This window comes from Paenibacillus tundrae, from assembly GCF_030812775.1.
Taxonomy (GTDB): Bacteria; Bacillota; Bacilli; order Paenibacillales; family Paenibacillaceae; genus Paenibacillus; species Paenibacillus tundrae_A.
Genome location: NZ_JAUSTI010000008.1, coordinates 113,767 through 132,072, shown reverse-complemented (window position 1 = coordinate 132,072; position 18,306 = coordinate 113,767). Strand labels below are relative to the sequence as shown.

The 18,306-nt window shown below is 47.0% G+C and carries 15 protein-coding genes; 10 read left to right on the top strand and 5 right to left on the bottom strand.

Going from position 1 to position 18,306, the window contains the following annotated elements; genetic code table 11:
- Positions 1–31: 31 nt before the first annotated feature.
- Entirely contained in the window at positions 32–232 is a 201-nt protein-coding gene (locus J2T19_RS15795) for a cold-shock protein (RefSeq protein ID WP_056694522.1), read from the bottom strand.
- Positions 233–527: 295 nt separating this feature from the next.
- Here J2T19_RS15795 and J2T19_RS15790 point away from each other — a divergent pair, with 295 nt between their 5' ends.
- From J2T19_RS15790 to mglC, 6 genes are all read left to right on the top strand, one after another.
- Positions 528–2,174 carry a response regulator transcription factor gene (locus J2T19_RS15790; protein WP_307217338.1) on the top strand — a complete coding sequence of 549 codons (1,647 nt, stop codon included), beginning with the start codon at positions 528–530 and terminating at the stop codon, positions 2,172–2,174.
- On the top strand, positions 2,171–3,982 hold the full coding sequence (locus J2T19_RS15785) for a cache domain-containing sensor histidine kinase (protein ID WP_307217336.1): 1,812 nt from the start codon (positions 2,171–2,173) through the stop codon (positions 3,980–3,982). Before J2T19_RS15790 ends, J2T19_RS15785 begins: the two co-directional genes overlap by 4 nt.
- Position 3,983: 1 nt before the next feature.
- Complete coding sequence (locus tag J2T19_RS15780) at positions 3,984–5,093, top strand: substrate-binding domain-containing protein (protein WP_307217334.1); 1,110 nt, start codon at positions 3,984–3,986, stop codon at positions 5,091–5,093.
- A 192-nt stretch (positions 5,094–5,285) separates the two neighbouring features.
- Positions 5,286–6,347, top strand: a complete 1,062-nt coding sequence (locus tag J2T19_RS15775; protein ID WP_307217332.1) for a galactose ABC transporter substrate-binding protein — start codon at positions 5,286–5,288, stop codon at positions 6,345–6,347.
- Positions 6,348–6,424: 77 nt separating this feature from the next.
- The gene (locus J2T19_RS15770) at positions 6,425–7,930 is read left to right on the top strand and encodes a sugar ABC transporter ATP-binding protein (protein ID WP_307217330.1); all 1,506 of its coding nucleotides are present in this window, start codon (positions 6,425–6,427) and stop codon (positions 7,928–7,930) included.
- Positions 7,931–7,945: 15 nt separating this feature from the next.
- Positions 7,946–8,965 (top strand): galactose/methyl galactoside ABC transporter permease MglC, encoded by a 1,020-nt coding sequence (gene mglC / locus J2T19_RS15765; RefSeq protein WP_307217328.1) that lies wholly within the window; start codon positions 7,946–7,948, stop codon positions 8,963–8,965.
- 59 nt (positions 8,966–9,024) lie between these two features.
- Here the strand turns inward: mglC and J2T19_RS15760 are convergent, their stop codons facing one another.
- Positions 9,025–9,363, bottom strand: a complete 339-nt coding sequence (locus J2T19_RS15760) for a hypothetical protein (protein ID WP_307217326.1) — start codon at positions 9,361–9,363, stop codon at positions 9,025–9,027.
- A 279-nt stretch (positions 9,364–9,642) separates the two neighbouring features.
- Between J2T19_RS15760 and J2T19_RS15755 the strand changes: the two genes are divergently transcribed.
- Positions 9,643–11,199: an ATP-binding protein gene (locus J2T19_RS15755; protein ID WP_307217324.1), complete on the top strand. Its 1,557-nt coding sequence runs from the start codon at positions 9,643–9,645 to the stop codon at positions 11,197–11,199.
- Positions 11,200–11,499: 300 nt separating this feature from the next.
- On the opposite strand, the gene J2T19_RS15750 is transcribed toward J2T19_RS15755, so the two are convergent.
- From J2T19_RS15750 to J2T19_RS15740, 3 genes are read right to left on the bottom strand one after another with little or no spacing between them, the layout of a single operon-like run.
- Complete coding sequence (locus J2T19_RS15750; protein WP_370874889.1) at positions 11,500–13,326, bottom strand: ABC transporter ATP-binding protein; 1,827 nt, start codon at positions 13,324–13,326, stop codon at positions 11,500–11,502.
- On the bottom strand, positions 13,319–15,070 hold the full coding sequence (locus tag J2T19_RS15745) for an ABC transporter ATP-binding protein (protein WP_307217322.1): 1,752 nt from the start codon (positions 15,068–15,070) through the stop codon (positions 13,319–13,321). The genes J2T19_RS15750 and J2T19_RS15745 overlap by 8 nt, the downstream gene beginning before the upstream one ends.
- A 57-nt stretch (positions 15,071–15,127) precedes the next feature.
- Positions 15,128–15,562: a MarR family winged helix-turn-helix transcriptional regulator gene (locus J2T19_RS15740; protein ID WP_307217320.1), complete on the bottom strand. Its 435-nt coding sequence runs from the start codon at positions 15,560–15,562 to the stop codon at positions 15,128–15,130.
- 300 nt (positions 15,563–15,862) lie between these two features.
- Here J2T19_RS15740 and J2T19_RS15735 point away from each other — a divergent pair, with 300 nt between their 5' ends.
- The 3 genes from J2T19_RS15735 to J2T19_RS15725 all read left to right on the top strand — a co-directional run bounded on the left by J2T19_RS15735 (position 15,863) and on the right by J2T19_RS15725 (position 18,296).
- Positions 15,863–16,735, top strand: a complete 873-nt coding sequence (locus tag J2T19_RS15735) for an NUDIX hydrolase (protein WP_307217658.1) — start codon at positions 15,863–15,865, stop codon at positions 16,733–16,735.
- Positions 16,736–16,843: 108 nt separating this feature from the next.
- Positions 16,844–17,335 (top strand): riboflavin biosynthesis intermediates N-glycosidase, encoded by a 492-nt coding sequence (gene ybiA / locus J2T19_RS15730; protein ID WP_056694496.1) that lies wholly within the window; start codon positions 16,844–16,846, stop codon positions 17,333–17,335.
- Positions 17,328–18,296 carry a TIGR02452 family protein gene (locus J2T19_RS15725; protein ID WP_307217317.1) on the top strand — a complete coding sequence of 323 codons (969 nt, stop codon included), beginning with the start codon at positions 17,328–17,330 and terminating at the stop codon, positions 18,294–18,296. The genes ybiA and J2T19_RS15725 overlap by 8 nt, the downstream gene beginning before the upstream one ends.
- Positions 18,297–18,306: the final 10 nt, after the last annotated feature.

Here is an 18,306-nt window from a genome sequence, read left to right as displayed (position 1 = left end):
AGCTGCCTTGTACAAGGCAGCTTGATTATAATTAAAGTTTAGTAACGTTCTCAGCTTGTGGTCCACGATTACCTTGAGTTACTTCGAATTGAACGCGTTGCCCTTCATCCAATGATTTGTAACCGTCAGCTTGAATTGCGCTGAAATGAACGAATACGTCTGTTCCATCTTCTGTTTCAATAAAACCAAATCCTTTTTCCGCATTGAACCATTTAACTGTACCTGTTTGCATGTAATTCCTCCACAAAATATAATTTTAACCGATCTTCGTCATAAGTGTTCGAAATAATCGATTAATACCATTATACCATGTTTGATATTATAATCAAATATTTGGTTGTTTTTCTATTCGTTTGTTTGCTGATCAACGAATAGAATCTCCAAGCTCCTTCTGTCTCCTGCTTCACAAAAGAAAGCGATTACATATACAGATTATTATTGTATATTATGATGGCAACCTTGATGTATTGCGACATATACATTATTGCTTGGGCAGATGACCGGCTTAATAAAAGGAGGAATCCGCTGTGTACCGGGTATTGCTGGTGGATGATGAAGAGGATGTACGCGAAGGGTTAGTGGTCGAAGTGGATTGGGAAGCACTCGACCTGCGTATTGTCGGTTTGGCAGAGAATGGACGAGAAGCATTAGAGATGGCTGAACGGGTTGAACCAGATATTGTGATCACGGATATCAGCATGCCATTCATGGATGGACTTGAGCTTGCACGAAGGTTACGGGAGCGTAATCCGTTGGTGAAAGTCGTTATTTTGACCGGATATGATGAATTCGATTATGCCAGACAAGCGGTCTCCATCAGTGTAGATGAATATTTGCTAAAGCCTTTCTCGGCAGGCCATCTTATGGAGCTGTTAACTCGGCTGCGTGCACAAATGGCTGCTGAGGTGGCTGAACGTGAGGATGTGCAGCATCTACGAGAGCATTATTATACAAGCTTACCTCTACTGCAAGCAGATCTGTTGGCAACCTTGCTTCATCGTCAAAAGTCACCTGCCTATATTCATGGAAAAGCGAAACAGTATGGTTTGAACTTCGATGGGCAGAGATACGGTGTGTCTGTACTCACACTCCATATGGACGGAGATCGCAGGGGTGCGGCGAAGTCTTGGGGGGAATCGAGTGATGCAGAATTGAAGCAGTTCGCTGCACTAAATATTGCGGAAGAAATATGGACAGAGCATGAAGCGGGTCATGCATTTAGACATCAGGACACGGTCGTGTTGCTCTATGTGGATCGTTGGGGTGGAGTGGACGGAGAGAAGCGACAACAAGTGGCACTTCAAAATGTACTGCGCAACATAAACCACTATCTGCGCATCCCCGCCACGGTTGGCTCAGGTGCGCTGGTGAACACCGTTACCGAAGTAAAACATGCTTATGAAGATGCACTGCTTGCGCTGGATTATCGGCTTGTACCTGGCACGGATTCATTGATATATATTGCCGATGTGGAACGTCAGGCGGCGGGTAAGCTGCGCTTTGATGAGTTGAAACAGCAGAGATTGACACGCTGCCTCAAGACAGGAACCGAAACCGAACTGATCGAGGCATTGGAGATCATTTTCCGGGAAATTACGGTGGAGCATGGGCGAAGTGATATCCAATTGTACTTAATTGAGGTGCTGACTGCAGTCTGGAAGGCGGCACAGGCATCAGGGGAGGCGATGGAGGACATCTTCGGAGCAGGCTTTCAGCTGTATGCGGATATGTTCCGACTGCCGGGGTTAACTGAGGCGCAAGGCAAAGTTAAGGAAGTCTGTATACTTGTGCAGCAGCGTATTGCGAGTGGACGGCAGCATGTGTACAAAGATATTGTCGAACAGGCTTTAGCCTATACCAAAGAGCATTACGCGGATCCGGAACTGTCGATTCAAAAGGTGTGTGGGCATCTGCACATTAGCTCAGGTTATTTTTGCGGTATTTTCAAAAAGGAAGTACAGCTTACGTTTCTTCAATATGTGATGCAGATTCGTATGGAAGCGGCTAAGGAACTGCTGCGCAGCTCCGAACTGAAGGCATTCCAGATTGCGGAGCGGGTTGGATTTGCTGAACCTAATTATTTCAGCTTTTGTTTTAAAAAGCATACAGGGATCTCGCCCAAAGAATATCGCAAACAGAAGGTACTTCAGATTCGGGAGAGATCGTCGCAATGAGCGTCTTCACCAGATGGATTAGCGGGCTGGCGGGCTGGTGTAAGAATCGACTCCGTTCATCTAAAGTCAGCAGTATCCGGTTTATCATCACATGGTCATTTTCTGTCTTTATTGTTCTTGTGCTCACGATTATGGTGATGCTCCTGCATGACAAATTCTCTCAAGCTGCAGAGCGGAGTGCAGAGCTGACAACTAGGCAAATTGTAGATCAGGTCAGCTACAGTCTGGAGGATTATGTGCGTAGTATGTCCCACTTGTATCGGGCGATTGAGGAGCATATGCTTCGGGACGGAACGTGGGAAGGTGACCAAGTGGATAAGCAGCTTGATACACTGCTGAGCAGTAGAGAGGATATTATCTCGATTACATTGCTTGATGAGCAAGGACATTTACTCAAAAACAGACCTTCTGCCCGGCTAAAACCAAGTGCGCATGTCACACAGCAGGGGTGGTTTCAATCCGCATTGCGGGTGCCGGATCACCTTAGTTTCTCATTGCCTCATATTCAAAATATGTATGATGGTCCCTACAAATGGGTTGTATCTATGAGCAAAGGAATTACCGTAAGGCAGGATGGTCAAGATCGGCAAGTGATTTTGCTCGTGGACATTAATTTTAAACAAATGGATGAGCTAAGCCGCCGGGTAAGTCTCGGTCAACGTGGATATGTCTACATCATTGACGAGAGTGCTGGCAATATCGTGTATCATCCGCAGCAACAACTCATGTATATGGGACTCAAGCGTGAAAATATTGAACAGGCATTGGTCGCCACAGGTAGTTATGAGGACGAGTCAGAAGGACAGAAACGGCTGAATACGGTGAAGTCCGTTGCCAATATTGGTTGGAAAATCGTTGGTGTCGCTTATCTGGATGAGATGTTAACCACCCGTCAAGAAGTGAACGGCTATTTAATAAGGGTGCTTATCGTTGTACTCGTGCTAGCAATTATCGTGTCGCTAATTCTGTCTTCCAGCCTGACTCGTCCAATCCGCCGAATGGAACGGAAAATGAAGGCGGTAGAGCGGGGGGACTTCAGCGTGGAGCTTCCCATCGAAGGGCCACTTGAGGTCGAGCGCTTATCACGGCGATTTAATCTCATGGTCAACAAAATCCGCGCATTGATGAATGAAATTATTCATGAGCAGGAGCAGAAGCGACGGTATGAGCTGGAGGCATTGCAGGCGCAGATTAATCCTCATTTCCTATACAACACATTGAATTCAGTTGTACGTATGGTGGGCATGAGCCGTAATGAAGAAGTCGTTACGATGATCACTTCACTTTCGCGTTTGTTTCGCATTAGTCTCAGCCAGGGCAAAACGATTATCACGGTTCGTGAGGAGCTGGAGCATGCTCATCATTATTTGACGATCCAGCAGATGCGCTTCAAGCACAAATTCAGATTCAACATGGAAGCGGATGAGGAGATATTGGAATGCCTGACGCTGAAGCTGGTATTACAGCCTTTAATTGAGAATGCAATTGTGCACGGCATTGAGTATGACATGGATGAGGGGCAGATTGAGATCCGGGTGTACCAAGAGGAAACCAATCTGGTGTTGCGCATTATGGACAACGGAGTAGGTATGACGGAAGAACAGGTAGCGAGTTTGTTAAACGGCAATGTAATCGTAAAAAGCGGAGCAGGTTCAGGTGTGGCTGTTCGCAATGTGCATGACCGAATTCAGCTCTATTATGGGGATGCTTACGGTCTGGAGTTTGCGAGTGAACTGGAGGAAGGTACGACGGTATGGATACGTATTCCGATTCAGTACAAGCGTGAACTAAGGGAGGGGGAGCGTTAGAATGAACAACTCAATCAAGTCCAAAGGGGCTGTCTCTATCCCGATATTCCGTAGTGTGGGGCTGGCAATCACATGCTGTGTCCTACTGTTATGTATGGCTTGTAGTATTGCAGGAGAGCCTTCGGCTGGCACTTCGCATCGTATCGCATTAATTACGCCAGCAGGAACGGGTGAACTGGCTGAAGCCATTCAGCTAGGTGCAGAAGCTGCCGCCAAAGAACAAGGAGCTGACTTGGTTTCGGTGGAAGCTTTCGGTACCGAATCTGTTTCTCGCACACGAGATGGATTAGGAACAGGACTCCTTTTAAGAAAAAATGAAAGAGATCCACAATGGATTAATCTCCCTCAGCTTGAACGTGAACAGGCTCAGGTGGATGCGGCTGCTCAGGCACTGCAACAGGGAGCAACAGCTCTATTGGTTGATCCGCTTAGTGAGGAGACGCTGAGTAACATCCTACACCTGGCTCAAACGAAAAGCCCAGCAGGGAACATTGCACCTGTCATTGTGTTAAATGATGAGTTTCCTGTGAAAGGCATCACCAGTGTCATCTCCATGGATAACCTGGAGGCTGGGCGAAAGGCGGGGCATGCTATGGCAGATCTGCTTGGAACCAAGGGGAGGGTGGCTTTACTGGGGCCAGACCTTATGAATCCAGGTTTGGTTCACCGCGAGCAGGGTGTCAAGGAAGCACTGGGCGAATATCCTGACCTGAAAATGGTCCCTTATTCGGTGTGCAGTAATCGGGAGGTCTGCTGGCAAGCGACCAAGCAGTTAATGGATCAGAGCCGGGTGGACGGCATCATTACACTTCAGGAATCGGCCTCTCTTGGGGCAGCTGACGAACTGAAGCGTCGTCAGAGCAGTGGGAGCATCAAGCTTGTTGGATTCGGCAGTGAGCAGCAACAACTGGAACAGCTGCAAGAAGGCGTTATCCAGCAATTGATCGTGCAGAATGGATTCAGCGCAGGATATCTAGGTGTGAATCAGGCAGTTGCACGCCTGAACAGTAGCCATGTAGAGCCTAGGGTGACATTGGAAACCAAGCTGGTGAGCACAGATAATATGTTCTGGATGGATAATCAGAAGCTGCTGTTCCCTTTTGTACAATGAGGTGGTTATCTGGAGAGAACAGCGATTGGAAGGTTATTCTGTCATGGGAGTGGACTGTGTAAATAAATCGTTCCTCGAACTGAGGAAGATTTCGATAAAACAGATGAAGATATTGTATTCGAATTTATTGTAAACCCTTTCATAATAAAGACATCGGTGAAGCCGAATGAACTTGGGGGAGGTCATTAGGATATGAAAAAGACTTGGATGACATTGCTGTTAACAGCTTGTATGGTTGCTGCGGCGGGCTGTAGCAGCGGTGGAGACAGTGCGGGTGGAAGTACAGGAACAGACACGGGTGGTCAATCGACATCGGCTACGGATACCCCTAAGATTGGGGTGGCGATCTACAAATTCGATGATACCTTCATGACCGGAGTACGGAACTCAATGACATCTGCTGCTGAGGGGAAGGCGACACTGGATATTGTCGATAGTCAGAATGCACAGCCAACCCAGAACGAGAAAGTCGATCTGTTTGTATCCAAAAAGTATAATGCCATGGCGGTTAACCCGGTGGATCGAACTGCAGCGGGCGTTATTATCGACAAAGCCAAAGCAGCCAGCATTCCAGTGGTGTTCCTGAACCGGGAACCCGTTGCGGAGGATATGAACAAGTGGGATAAAGTGTACTACGTAGGCGCAAAGGCTGAGGAATCAGGTACAATCTCGGGTCAACTCATTGTGGACTACTGGAAGGCTCATCCGGAGGCAGACAAAAACGGAGATGGCAAATTGCAATACGTCATGCTGAAAGGAGAGCCTGGTCACCAAGATGCGGAGCTTCGAACCAAATATTCCGTGCAGGCGATTCAAGATGCTGGCATTGAAGTGGAAGCCTTAGCAGAGGATACGGCAATGTGGGATCGGGTCAAGGGACAGGAGAAAATGCAGGCATTCCTTGCTTCCCATGGAGACAAAATCGAAGCAGTATTAGCCAATAACGATGATATGGCGCTTGGAGCCATTGAAGCGCTAAAGGCGGCTGGATATTTCAAGGACGGCAAAACGATGCCGGTTGTCGGTGTGGATGCTACAGCACCAGCCATTCAGGCGCTTCAAGATGGCACGATGCTGGGAACAGTGCTGAATGATGCCAAAAATCAGGGTGCTGCGACGGTTGCGTTAGCCTCGGTTTTGGCGAAGGGAGAAACACCTACGAAGGATAACACCGGCTATGACATCACAGATGGGAAGTACGTCTGGATTGCCTACAAAAAAATTACGAAAGACAACATTGCCGACGCCCAATAAACAACCGCAGACACAGGGACGTCCGCCCGAACGGTGAGGGCGTCCTTTTTGACGGCATAAGGAAGGGGAGATGAAGGATGGAATCACCTTACCTATTGGAGATGGAGGGAATATCCAAGGCATTTCCGGGTGTGCAGGCACTAAGTCAGGTCACCTTGAACGTGAAACCGGGAACAGTTCATGCTCTTATGGGCGAAAATGGGGCAGGTAAGTCCACCTTGATGAAATGTTTATTTGGCATGTACCGTCCAGATGAAGGGCGCATCCGAATAGAGGGAAAGGAGGTTGAGATTCCAAGCTCCAAGGCAGCACTACAGCACGGTATCTCGATGATTCATCAGGAATTGAATCCAGTACCCCATCGGCCGGTTATGGAGAATATCTGGCTAGGACGATTTCCTATGAGTGGATTATTCGTTAATGAGAAACAGATGTATAGCGATACATTGACGTTATTCGAGGATCTGAATCTAGACATTGATCCGAAGGTGAATGCAGGAACGCTATCCGTATCGAAAATTCAATCCATGGAAATTGCCAAGGCGGTTTCTTTTCATTCGAAAGTGATTGTCATGGATGAACCGACATCCTCCTTGACGGGCAAGGAAGTGGAGCAGCTCTTCTCAATTATTAATGAACTTCGCAGCCGCGGTGTATCGATCATCTACATTTCCCACAAAATGGAGGAGATTCTGACCATATCCGATGAAGTCACGATTATGCGTGACGGGTTCGTCGTTGGAACTTGGAATGCAGAGGATCTTACGACAGACCTGATCATCACCCGTATGGTGGGGCGAGATCTGAGTGAACGCTTCCCTGAACGAACGAATGTACCTGGAGATGTTATTTTGAAGGCAGAAGCACTAACGTCTAGCCAGCCGAACTCTTTCCAAGATGTATCGTTTGAGCTAAGAAAAGGGGAAGTACTCGGTGTTGGTGGACTTGTGGGGGCACAACGAACGGAGCTGATCGAGTCTTTATTCGGACTCCGTGCACTTCGCTCAGGTACGATCTCCATTCATGGACGTAAAGTAAAAATCAACTCACCTGCAGCAGCTAAACGTCACCATATTGCACTGCTGACCGAGGAACGAAGGGTGACTGGAATATTCCCTGTGTTATCTGTGTATGAAAATACGGTTATTGCTAGCCTTAGCCGGTACCGAAACCGGATTGGATTGCTGGATGAAGCCAAAGGACGAGAGGTAGCTCGTGAGCAGACAGAGAAGTTCAGAACCAAGACGCCTTCAGTTAACACGCTGATTCGAAACCTTTCGGGTGGTAATCAGCAAAAAGTACTGCTTGCCCGCTGGCTTCTGACCGATCCTGAAATTTTGCTCTTGGATGAACCTACTCGTGGCATCGACGTAGGTGCCAAATTCGAGATATACACGATTATTATGGACCTGGCTCGTCAGGGCAAAAGCATCATTATGATCAGCTCAGAGATGCCTGAATTACTGGGGATGTCGGATCGCATCATGGTCATGAGTGAGGGGCGGCTAACGGGGATTGTAGACGGAGCTGAAGCAACGGAGCAGGATATTATGCGACTGGCCGCGCAGCAGCGGATGGCCTAGTCAGGAGGGGAACACATGAACACGCAGGTCGTCAATCAGGTGAAGCAATATGTAGCGCAGCGCGCAATCTTCATCGTACTCATTCTACTGGTCATTGGCATCGCGATAGCTGATCCGAATTTCCTTGCATTCTCTACTTTGCGGGATATCTTACAGCAATCCTCTACGCGAGCGATCATCGCACTTGGAGCTGCTTTTATACTGATCACTGGCGGTGTCGATCTGTCCGCTGGTCGCGTTGTAGGTCTAACGGCTGTTGTCTCGGCCTCGATGTTGCAGATAGACGAATATGCCAATCGCTTCTTTCCCGATCTTGTGCAACTGTGGGTAGCGGTACCGATTTTTGTTGGCATTGTAGCTGGGTTAGCTGTTGGTCTAGTCAATGGAATCATTGTGGCCAAATTGCATGTTCCTCCGTTTATTGCGACACTAGGCACAATGGTTGCGGTCTATGGATTGAACTCGATCTATTTTGACACCGAGCCTAACCAATCTCAACCGATCGGTGGTCTGAGACCAGATTTCACCGTCATTGGTTCAGGATACATTGATCTCGGCGGTGGGTATTCGATTCCTTATATCGTATTAATTGCAATTTTTGTTGCACTCATCTGCTGGGTTGTCTTCAACAAGACACGCCTTGGGAAAAATATGTATGCGATTGGCGGCAACATTCAGGCAGCACATGTATCTGGTATTCATGTCGCACGTAACCTGGTCGTATTATATGCTATTGCGGGTGCGCTGTATGGTCTGGGTGGTGTACTGGAAGCAGCACGTACGGGCGGAGCAACGAACAATTACGGTAATATGTATGAGCTTGATGCGATTGCTGCATGTGTTGTTGGTGGGGTGTCTACGGCCGGAGGAATCGGGACAGTACCTGGAGTGATGGCGGGTGTGTTGATCTTCGGGGTCATTAACTATGGCTTGACCTTCATTGGTATAAGTCCATACTGGCAGTTGATAATTAAAGGTCTAATCATCGTGGCAGCCGTTGCATTTGATATTCGTAAGTATATGGCTAAAAAATAAATCATAATCACCATAGAAGCCAGCTCCTGAGGATCATAGGGGCTGGCTCTTTAATTCCTTTATCTACCGAATATCAACCAGATTACTCCGTACAGGGGGAAGAACAATACGCTGGCTATGAGCATAAATGAACCGATTCTGTAGGCTAATTTTGCACCATAATTCATTTGAAACTTACGTGCAATGATTACAGTCGCTACCCAGAAGACGATCGCTGCAATAAAGGGAAGATGGAATCCCTGACTACCATTAGTATAGATTGGCCAGTTCAAATAATCGAATAGATAATGGCTGAATTGGAATTGCTCTTTACCCCATTGGATATTAAAGGCGAACCCCATAGCTAGCACAAGCAGAGCCAGTGTACCCATACCTATTGGTTTGCGTCGTTGTTCCATATAGAACCACCTCATTTGTAATTAATCCAAATTAACCCATTAATGTATTATAACATATTAAGCTTACGGTCAGTTGGGGAAATAAAATAGAATCATGTTGAATTTAGGAGTACCTCCATTAATCGACAACATCAGCTCGCCACAATCGATATAATATATGCGAATAGGATTGTTCACTATGTTCACTACTCGTTCTTATGCAAATGTCTAGTTCATTCGATATGGATAAGGATAAGTGTAATAGGCCAAAGGGGGCGAGGCTGTTTGCTAAGTTACACGATGAAAATGATCATTTTTCCACTGGGAAGTCTGTTGATAATCGTATCTTCTCACATGCTGGAACGTACCTCCTATTTGATACTAGCCATAGGTGCAGGTGTGTTGTTTGTAGCGAGTATCCTAGCTGAGAGGCGTTATCCTGTTCTGCGCAAGGTACATTGGATCTTCCTCGGGGTATTTCATTATTTAACAGAGCTGAATTGGTGCAATATGCTGTATTATATGCTCATTATGTCCCTGATTCAGAATAAACAGCGTGTAACACAGACACTGCCCATTTCAATATTTCTCATGTTACAATATACCGCTATTCGGCTCTCGTATGTGCCGATTGATGCTTATACATTGTTGGTATCTCTGTTTGATATGATTACAGCGGTTGTTATCATCTTTTTGTACCATACCTTAATTAATAGTGATGCTGAGAAGCGTCGACTTCGGGAGAAAAATCAATTCCTGACCCTGCATGATCCATTAACGGGGCTCCTGAATTACGAAGGCTATTTGGGAGTAATCAAACAAGTCGTGGAGGAACGTCGTTCCTTTACGTTGATTTTGCTGAGCATACAAAATTTCAATGGCTTTAACCAGGAAGTCGAAGCGAATTGGTGTACAGTGATCAAGGATACAGGAAATCGCATACGGGAACGCTTTGCAGATGCCCACGGCATATCACGTTATGCAGGTGATCGATTCGCGATTATTTATCCAGAAATCCATGATGTGGATGAACGAATGGTATCGTTATTATCCGAGAAGCTACAAGGTTTGCAAGTGGTATATAGTGCGTCAACCTACCCTGCAGAAGCATCGTCACACCAGCAATTAATGACAATCGCAGAGGATCGTCTGCTCCGGCAACAGCGTAGCAAATGGCTCAAAAATGAAGAAGAGACGTTTCGTTCTGAAAGGCTGAGGTCTGTCGGTGAACTGGCTGCGGGCATGGCACATGAGATTCGTAACCCACTGACAGCTATTCGTGGTTTCTTACAGCTATCTAAAGGACAAGCTTTTAATATTGCTCCATGGTATGAGGTAATTATGGGAGAGGTAACCCGGGTAACGGAGCTCACTGCTGAATTTTTGCAATTTTCTAAACCTCAGGCGAATCATATGAAACCAGAACAGCTGGCTCATTGTTTGGAGCGGGTGATGTCACTAACGGAATCAGATGCTGTATCGCGCGGACATCGAATCACGCTTGAGATGACGGAGCAACCTGTGGTTGTGAACATGGATCGGGACAAAATCGTACAGGTGCTGATTAACCTGATACGTAATGCTTTTGAGGCTATGACTGATCCGGGAGAGGTACATATCGATCTTCTACATGATGGAGATAGAGCGCTCATCTCGATTACGGATACAGGGAGCGGTATTCCAGCACAGACAATCTCCAAAATATTTAATCCATTCTATACAACGAAGGAAGAAGGAACGGGGCTAGGTTTAGCTTTATGTCAGAAAATTGTGCAGGATCATCAAGGGAAAATCATTGTAAAAAGTATAGAGGGAAGCGGTTCAACGTTTACATTATATTTTCCGCTCGTTGCTTGAAGCTACAAACACGCCGTAAATCCTTCGAGGAAGGACGCAAGGCGTGTTTGCTGTTGTGTTTCAAGAGGTAAAGTCACTATAAGCGCATGTTCAAAAAGGTCGGTTTTCAGTACCAAGAAGATGGGATGAGGATAGAAATGGAGTAGCGGAGCGTAGGCAAAACTACGTGAGCAACTACATTGTTTCCGAAGGAAACAAGCTTCGTAAGCATTCACTTATTTCGGCTGAATCCATATTTGATGCTGAGATGCCGCTCGCGCATCCTTCGTAATCAAAAGCGGACTTTTTGAACAACCTCTATTAGCTGAGATGTCCCTGATGTAACTGATAGTAGAAGCCTTGCTTCTTCATCAGCGTCTCATGGTTACCTCGCTCCGTGATTTCTCCTGCGTCAATGACAAGAATCTGGTCTGCTTCACGAATTGTACTGAGCCTATGAGCGATGACGAAGCTCGTTCGACCTTTCATCAGCGTCCGCATCGCTTGTTGAATATGCATTTCCGTCCGTGTGTCTATACTACTCGTTGCTTCATCAAGAATGAGAATAGCTGGATCTGCCAAGATCGCTCTAGCGATGGTTAATAATTGACGTTGACCTTGGCTTAAGTTGCTGCCACCAGCAATGATTGGTGTATCGTACCCTTGCGGCAACTTACGAATGAATGAGTGTGCATTGGCAAGCTCGGCCGCCTGCCGAATCTGCTCTATTGTTGCATCCGGTTTACCATAAGCAATATTGTCCCGGATGGTGCCTGAGAATAGGTAAGCATCTTGCAGCACAATGCCAAGCTCACGCCGCAGAGGATCTTTCTCCAATTCGGCAATATCACAATCATCGATTGTAATCCGCCCACCCGTAATGTCGTAGAAGCGGGGTAGCAGATTAATAATCGTTGTTTTACCTGCACCCGTTGGGCCAACCAGTGCAATCATCTCACCTGGCTGTGCGGTAAAGCTGACATCTTTGAGGATAGGTCTTTCGGGTGTATATCCAAAGGATACATGTTCGAATACAACTTTGCCCCGAATCTGATCCAGTTGTTTTTTCTGCTCCTCCACGTACTCGCTTGGTGTATCAATAATATGAAACACACGCTCGGCACCAGCGATCGCAGCTTGGATTAAATTGTACTGGTTCGCCAGATCATTAATCGGGCGTTCAATCTGACGGGAATAAGCAAGGAAGCTTACAATCAGACCGATGGACGTCAGATTATGATACGCCATCCAGCCTCCAACAGCAGCCAGAATAGCGAAGCCGATATTGTTCATCACGTTCATGGTAGGGCCAACTAATCCGGAAACACTCTGAGCCTGCGTACTGGATACACGTAGCTTCTCATTCAGTCCGACAAAATGTTTATGAGCCTCACCTTGACGATTATAGGCAGTAACGACCTTTTGCCCGGCAATCGTCTCTTGCGCATAACCATTCAGTTCACCGAGTAACTTTTGCTGTGCCGTAAAATGCTTTCGCGTTTTGGAAGCAATCAGCCGTGTGGCGATCGTAATTAACGGCACAGTAACTAAGCTTAGAAGGGTGAGCCGCACATCGAGGGCAAGCATGATGGATAATGAGCCGACGAGCAGAATGGCACTCGACATCAATTGGGTCACACTTTGGTTCAGTGTGGTGGATACATTATCAATATCATTGGTGGCACGACTCATGAGATCGCCGCTCTGATTTTTATCAAAAAAGCTGATTGGAAGCTGCTGAAGCCGAGAGAAGAGGTCTTGGCGTAGATCCTTCACCGTAAGCTGAGACACACCAATCATAACAAAGGATTGAGCCCACATCATGAGGGAGCCCAGAACATACACGGCCAGTAACAAAAGGCATTCCTTCAGAAGCCCCTCCGTTATTCTGGGGACAATATGTTCGTTCACCGCTCGGCCGAGCAGGTAAGGACCAGCAAGATTTAACAACGTGCCAAGGGCGGTCAAGACCAGTGCAGCAATGACGCCTGCTCGATGTTGTCCCATATAAGACCAAACCCGGAGAATGGCGTGTTTTGCATTGTTCGCGCGAACCTTGGGTACTGGCCCTCTGCCTGGTGGTCCCATTCTGCCACCGATTGGAGGCAAGGCAGTTGATGGACTGGAGGACGATATAGGTTTAGCCAAATTGAACATCCTCCTTCCGCTGTTGTGAATCATAGATCGACTGGTAGAGCGGCGAATGTGCCATGAGTTGATCATGTGTGCCGCTAGCTACAATGCGTCCTTCTTCAAGTACATAGATACAATCAGCATCCTGTACAGAAGAGATCCGTTGGGCAATTAATATCGTGGTACTGTCTTTCATCAACGTGTGTAATGCCTTCTGTATGCTCGCTTCAGTTCGAAGATCTACAGCGCTTGTGCTGTCATCGAGAATGAGAACCTCCGGTTGCATGAGAAGCGCACGTGCAATAGAAATCCGCTGTTTCTGACCACCCGAGAGGTTGACGCCTCGTTGTCCTAGCTCGGTGTCATAACCATCCTTCAGGTTCATAATAAATTCATGTGCAGCCGCTGCTTGCGCGGCACGCTGAATCTCTTCCTCTGTTGCACTCGGTTTGCCATAACCGATATTGTCCCGAATGCTGCCACTAAACAGGATGGATTCCTGTAAGACAATGGAGACGCGGCTGCGAAGATCATGCAGATCCCATTGTTTTACGTTCATTCCATTGACGAGAACCTCGCCCTGTGAGGCATCATACAATCGAGGGATTAACTGTACCAGTGAGGTTTTGCCTGAGCCGGTAGAGCCGAGTAAAGCTACTTTTTCCCCAGGTTTAGCTATAAAGGTAATTCCATTCAACGCGGGTTCTCCGTCATACCGGAAGGAAACGTCTCTGAATTCCACCTGTCCGGAACTACGGCGATTCATATCGCTTAATGTTGTGCCTTCACCCACAATAGATCTTCCAGACTGAATATCCGGCTGCGTATGGAGTACCTCGTTAATCCGAGCAGCAGATACCTTAGCACGCGAGAAGCTCATCATCATCATTCCGATCGAGGTAAGTGATGAGAGTACAACCGTTACATAGTTAATAAAAGCAATGAGATCCCCGGCAGCGATGCTACCTCCGACCACCTGATAGCCACCAAACCATAATACCGCTACGATCGTTGCATTCAGCATGAGGCTCAGAACAGGAGCGTTCAATGTTACAATGCGCCATGCCTTCACCGCTGTTTCGGTATAATCTTGATTGGATTGCTTGAAACGTGAACGCTCCAGGTTCGCACGGGCAAATGCTTTGACGACACGAATGCCAGCAAGATTTTCCTGCAGGACAGCATTAACCTTATCCAGTTTATCCTGAACACTTGCGAACAGTGGATACGAGGCTCGGATGAGTACATAAAGCAGAATAAATAGAACCGGCATCGTCAAGATCAGAATGAGCGCCAGCTTGACACTAATGGTAAAAGCCATAATGACACTTCCAATGATCAGCATCGGTGAGCGGATAAACATCCGTAGAAGCATCTGTACAAAGGTCTGCATCTGAGTAATATCACTCGTGAGCCGAGTGATTAGAGAGCCCTCACGGAACGTATCCAGATTGCGGAAGGAGAAGGTCTGAATATGATCAAACAACTCCTGGCGCAGATCAGTACCATATCCGACCGCAGCCTTACTGGAAAATAACGTACAACCCGCTCCTCCAACCCAGCCGATCAGCGCAAATAAAAGCATAAATAATCCTGTCCGTATAATGTGGGACAGGTCTCCTGCAAGCACCCCATCATCAACGATGCTTGACATTAGCTTGGGCTGAAGTAGATCCATGGCGACCTCAAGCACCATGAGCAGCGGGGCGAGGATAGCGGCTGATTTATAAGGAGTTAGAAATCGTTTTAATGACCACAATCGGAAAATCACCTCATCTCATATTGCATTTCATGCTGTATTACCTGTAGTCCTACATTAGGTATCGCGCAAATTCTGCACCATACGCTGCGCGAGTACGGACATCATCTGTGATTCTTCGGGGGTGAAGCCTTTCTGAGCCTGTTCCTCCAGCTCCTGAAATACCTCCCTTAAGTCATGTAGTGCAGTGCGCCCCAGTTCCGTGAGATACACCCGCAGACTCCGCTGGTCATTCGGATCGGGTTCCCGTCTTACATAGCCCGATGTTTCCATTCTCTTCAGCATCACGGTTACCGTAGCCGGTGTGCGCCGAAGCTGTTCAGCTAGATGTTTCTGTGTCTGTCCGTCTTCCCGTTCCAACTGAAATAGAAGAGGAGGCTGACCAGGATACAGCTCGGGGTGGTTAACAAGCCTCTCATGAATTTTATAACGCTGAAGCTTGACGAGTTCGGATAGCTGTCCCATTAGCCGTTCATTACGTGCTGGATTCATACGTTACCATCCTTTTAGAGGTCGTTCAAAAAGCCTGTTTTTGAACACGAATATTTAATTAGTTGACTAACTAAATGATAAGTTTGATTTGACATAAGGTCAAGGGATTTTACTACTTATTTAGGTTCAGTGCGTAAGCATGGCAAATATTGACTCGAGCGAGATCGATATGTTAAATTGATATTATCTTATTGTTAATAACAAAATGTTAATAACAAATCGAAGTGGTTTTTTTCAATAAAGTACATGGGGGTTCTTCTGGTGGACGGTTCAAGAAGTGATGACCAAAAGCATGATCAAATGAGTGAGCAACAGTTTCTAGCCACCTATAACGTGGGGGATTACGAGCGTCCTTCGGTCACCGTCGATATGCTTGTATTTACGATTCGCAATGAGACACAGTCCAATTATCGTAAACTTGCGGAGCCTGCACTTCAGCTCTTGATGATTCGAAGAGGAGGGCATCCCTATCTGGGGCAGTGGGCACTCCCGGGAGGGTTCGTATCCATGGATGAGTCTCTGGAAGAAGCTGCGCGCAGGGAGCTATCCACAGAGACTGGATTAGACAACATCTATTTGGAACAGCTATACACCTGGGGAGATGTCCACCGTGATCCACGTACACGTGTCATCAGTTGTTCCTATATGGCATTAGTGGATAGCAGTGAGCTAGAGCTGGAAGCTGGTGATGATGCGAGCGAAGCGGACTGGTTCCGGATGGAGCAGCGACTGGTGGAGGAGAAGCGCCATATTCACAAGCATGGGCGAATAACTGAGCGACGGATACAGTTGATTTTGACGAATGGAACTGAGGAATTATCGGCTGTGATCGAAACCAAGGAATCGATAGCAGGGCGAGTACGGAGCAATAGCATACGGGTGATGGAAGCGCAGGGGATTGCCTTTGATCATGCCAAGATTATTTTGTATGCCCTGGAGCGTCTGCGCTCGAAAGTGGAGTATACAGATATTGCATTTAATCTCATGCCCGACACGTTTACACTAACGGCATTACAGAAAGTATACGAAATTATCGGTGGCAAAAAGCTGTTGGCGGCTGCTTTTCGCCGTAAGATCGCGGATCGGGTCGTAGAGACAGGGGAATATGCAGGCAGTGCAGGACATCGCCCATCTCGCTTATATCGGCTGAATCCTGATCGGCCTGCAATATAAGCGGAAGGTTAGTTGAGTCCTTTCTGTAATATGTGAAGGGTACGGGCATGTAAGGAGATCAACTTGGAGCATTCTGAAAGAAAGAAAGAGAGAAAGGAGGAGATTACATTGGAGAAGTTTACATTTTTCTGGCGCACAGCATCACCCTTTTCCCAGTGGCATCCCGCAGATTTTGTAGTGAACGGTGTACCTTATACCAGCGCGGAGCAATACATGATGCACCAGAAAGCACTATTGTTCGGAGATCAGGCTATTGCAGATAAAATACTGAAATCAAGCTCCGCATCTGTGCAAAAAAAACTGGGTAGACAGGTTGCTAACTTCAACCAGACAGTCTGGGAAGCGGAGTGCAAGCGCATCGTTTATGAGGGAAATGAAGCGAAATTCACGCAGAATGACGTTCTACTGGAAGCATTGCTGGCTACTCGTGGCACAACCCTTGTAGAAGCAAGTCCAGATGACCGAATCTGGGGAGTAGGGTTAGCGGAAGAAGACCCACGAATTCGGAATCGAAGAACGTGGAGAGGAACGAACTGGTTAGGCGAGATTCTTACCCAGTTGAGAGAGAACATAGAAAGTGGAAGTGATACACATGAGTGAACATAAACAGAATCAGAGTACCAGCAGCCAAACGAATCTTAGTCAACAAGATTACAACAGAACGAACAGAACGACTACGAACCGAACAGCTAATAACAAAACAACAAATCATCGTGCAAGCAGATCGCGGATTGCCCATGAAACGTTAGCTATCCTGGAACAGGGAAGCTATGTCAATTCATATGATCGGAATGTATGGATCGATGAGGAGATGCAATATGCCATCCAGCATTCAATATTATACCGACCAGCAGAGCTTCAATCGCTTAAGGATCCGCTGAAACAGTCGGCTCTATCAGCTAAACCATCCAGCACTATCATTGAAGTTACGGGAGAAACTACACTTGCGGCTGCTGCGCGTCTTGTGACTGATGAGCGGTTGAAGGATGTTGTCTGCCTGAACTTTGCTTCAGCCAAAAACCCCGGCGGTGGATTTCTTGGGGGAAGTCAGGCTCAGGAGGAAAGTCTGGCGCGTGCAACAGGGCTGTACCCATGCATTGCGCAGATGACAGAGATGTACGAACATAATCGGAAGCTGCGAACCTGTCTATACTCGGATCATATGATCTATTCACCGGCGGTTCCAGTGATTCGTGATGATCAAGATCGATTGTTGGATAAGCCGTATTGTACAGCTTTTATTACCGCTCCAGCCGTCAATGCGGGTGTTGTGAGAGCGCGAGAAGAAGCGGATGATCAAGTGATCGAGTCGGTCATGAAGCAACGGATTCGGTACATTTTGCACGTAGCGGTTGCACATGAACACCGAACGATTGTACTGGGGGCATTTGGCTGTGGCGTATTTCGGAATGATCCGGTGCAAGTTGCGAAGTTTTTCTATGATGTATTGGTACAGGAGAATTACCAAGAAGCGTTTGAACGTATCGTATTTGCTGTCTTTGATCGAACCAAAGAGCAGTCGACGTTAAATGCATTTCAGCAACGTTTCGCTGGAGCATAACCTGTTATTG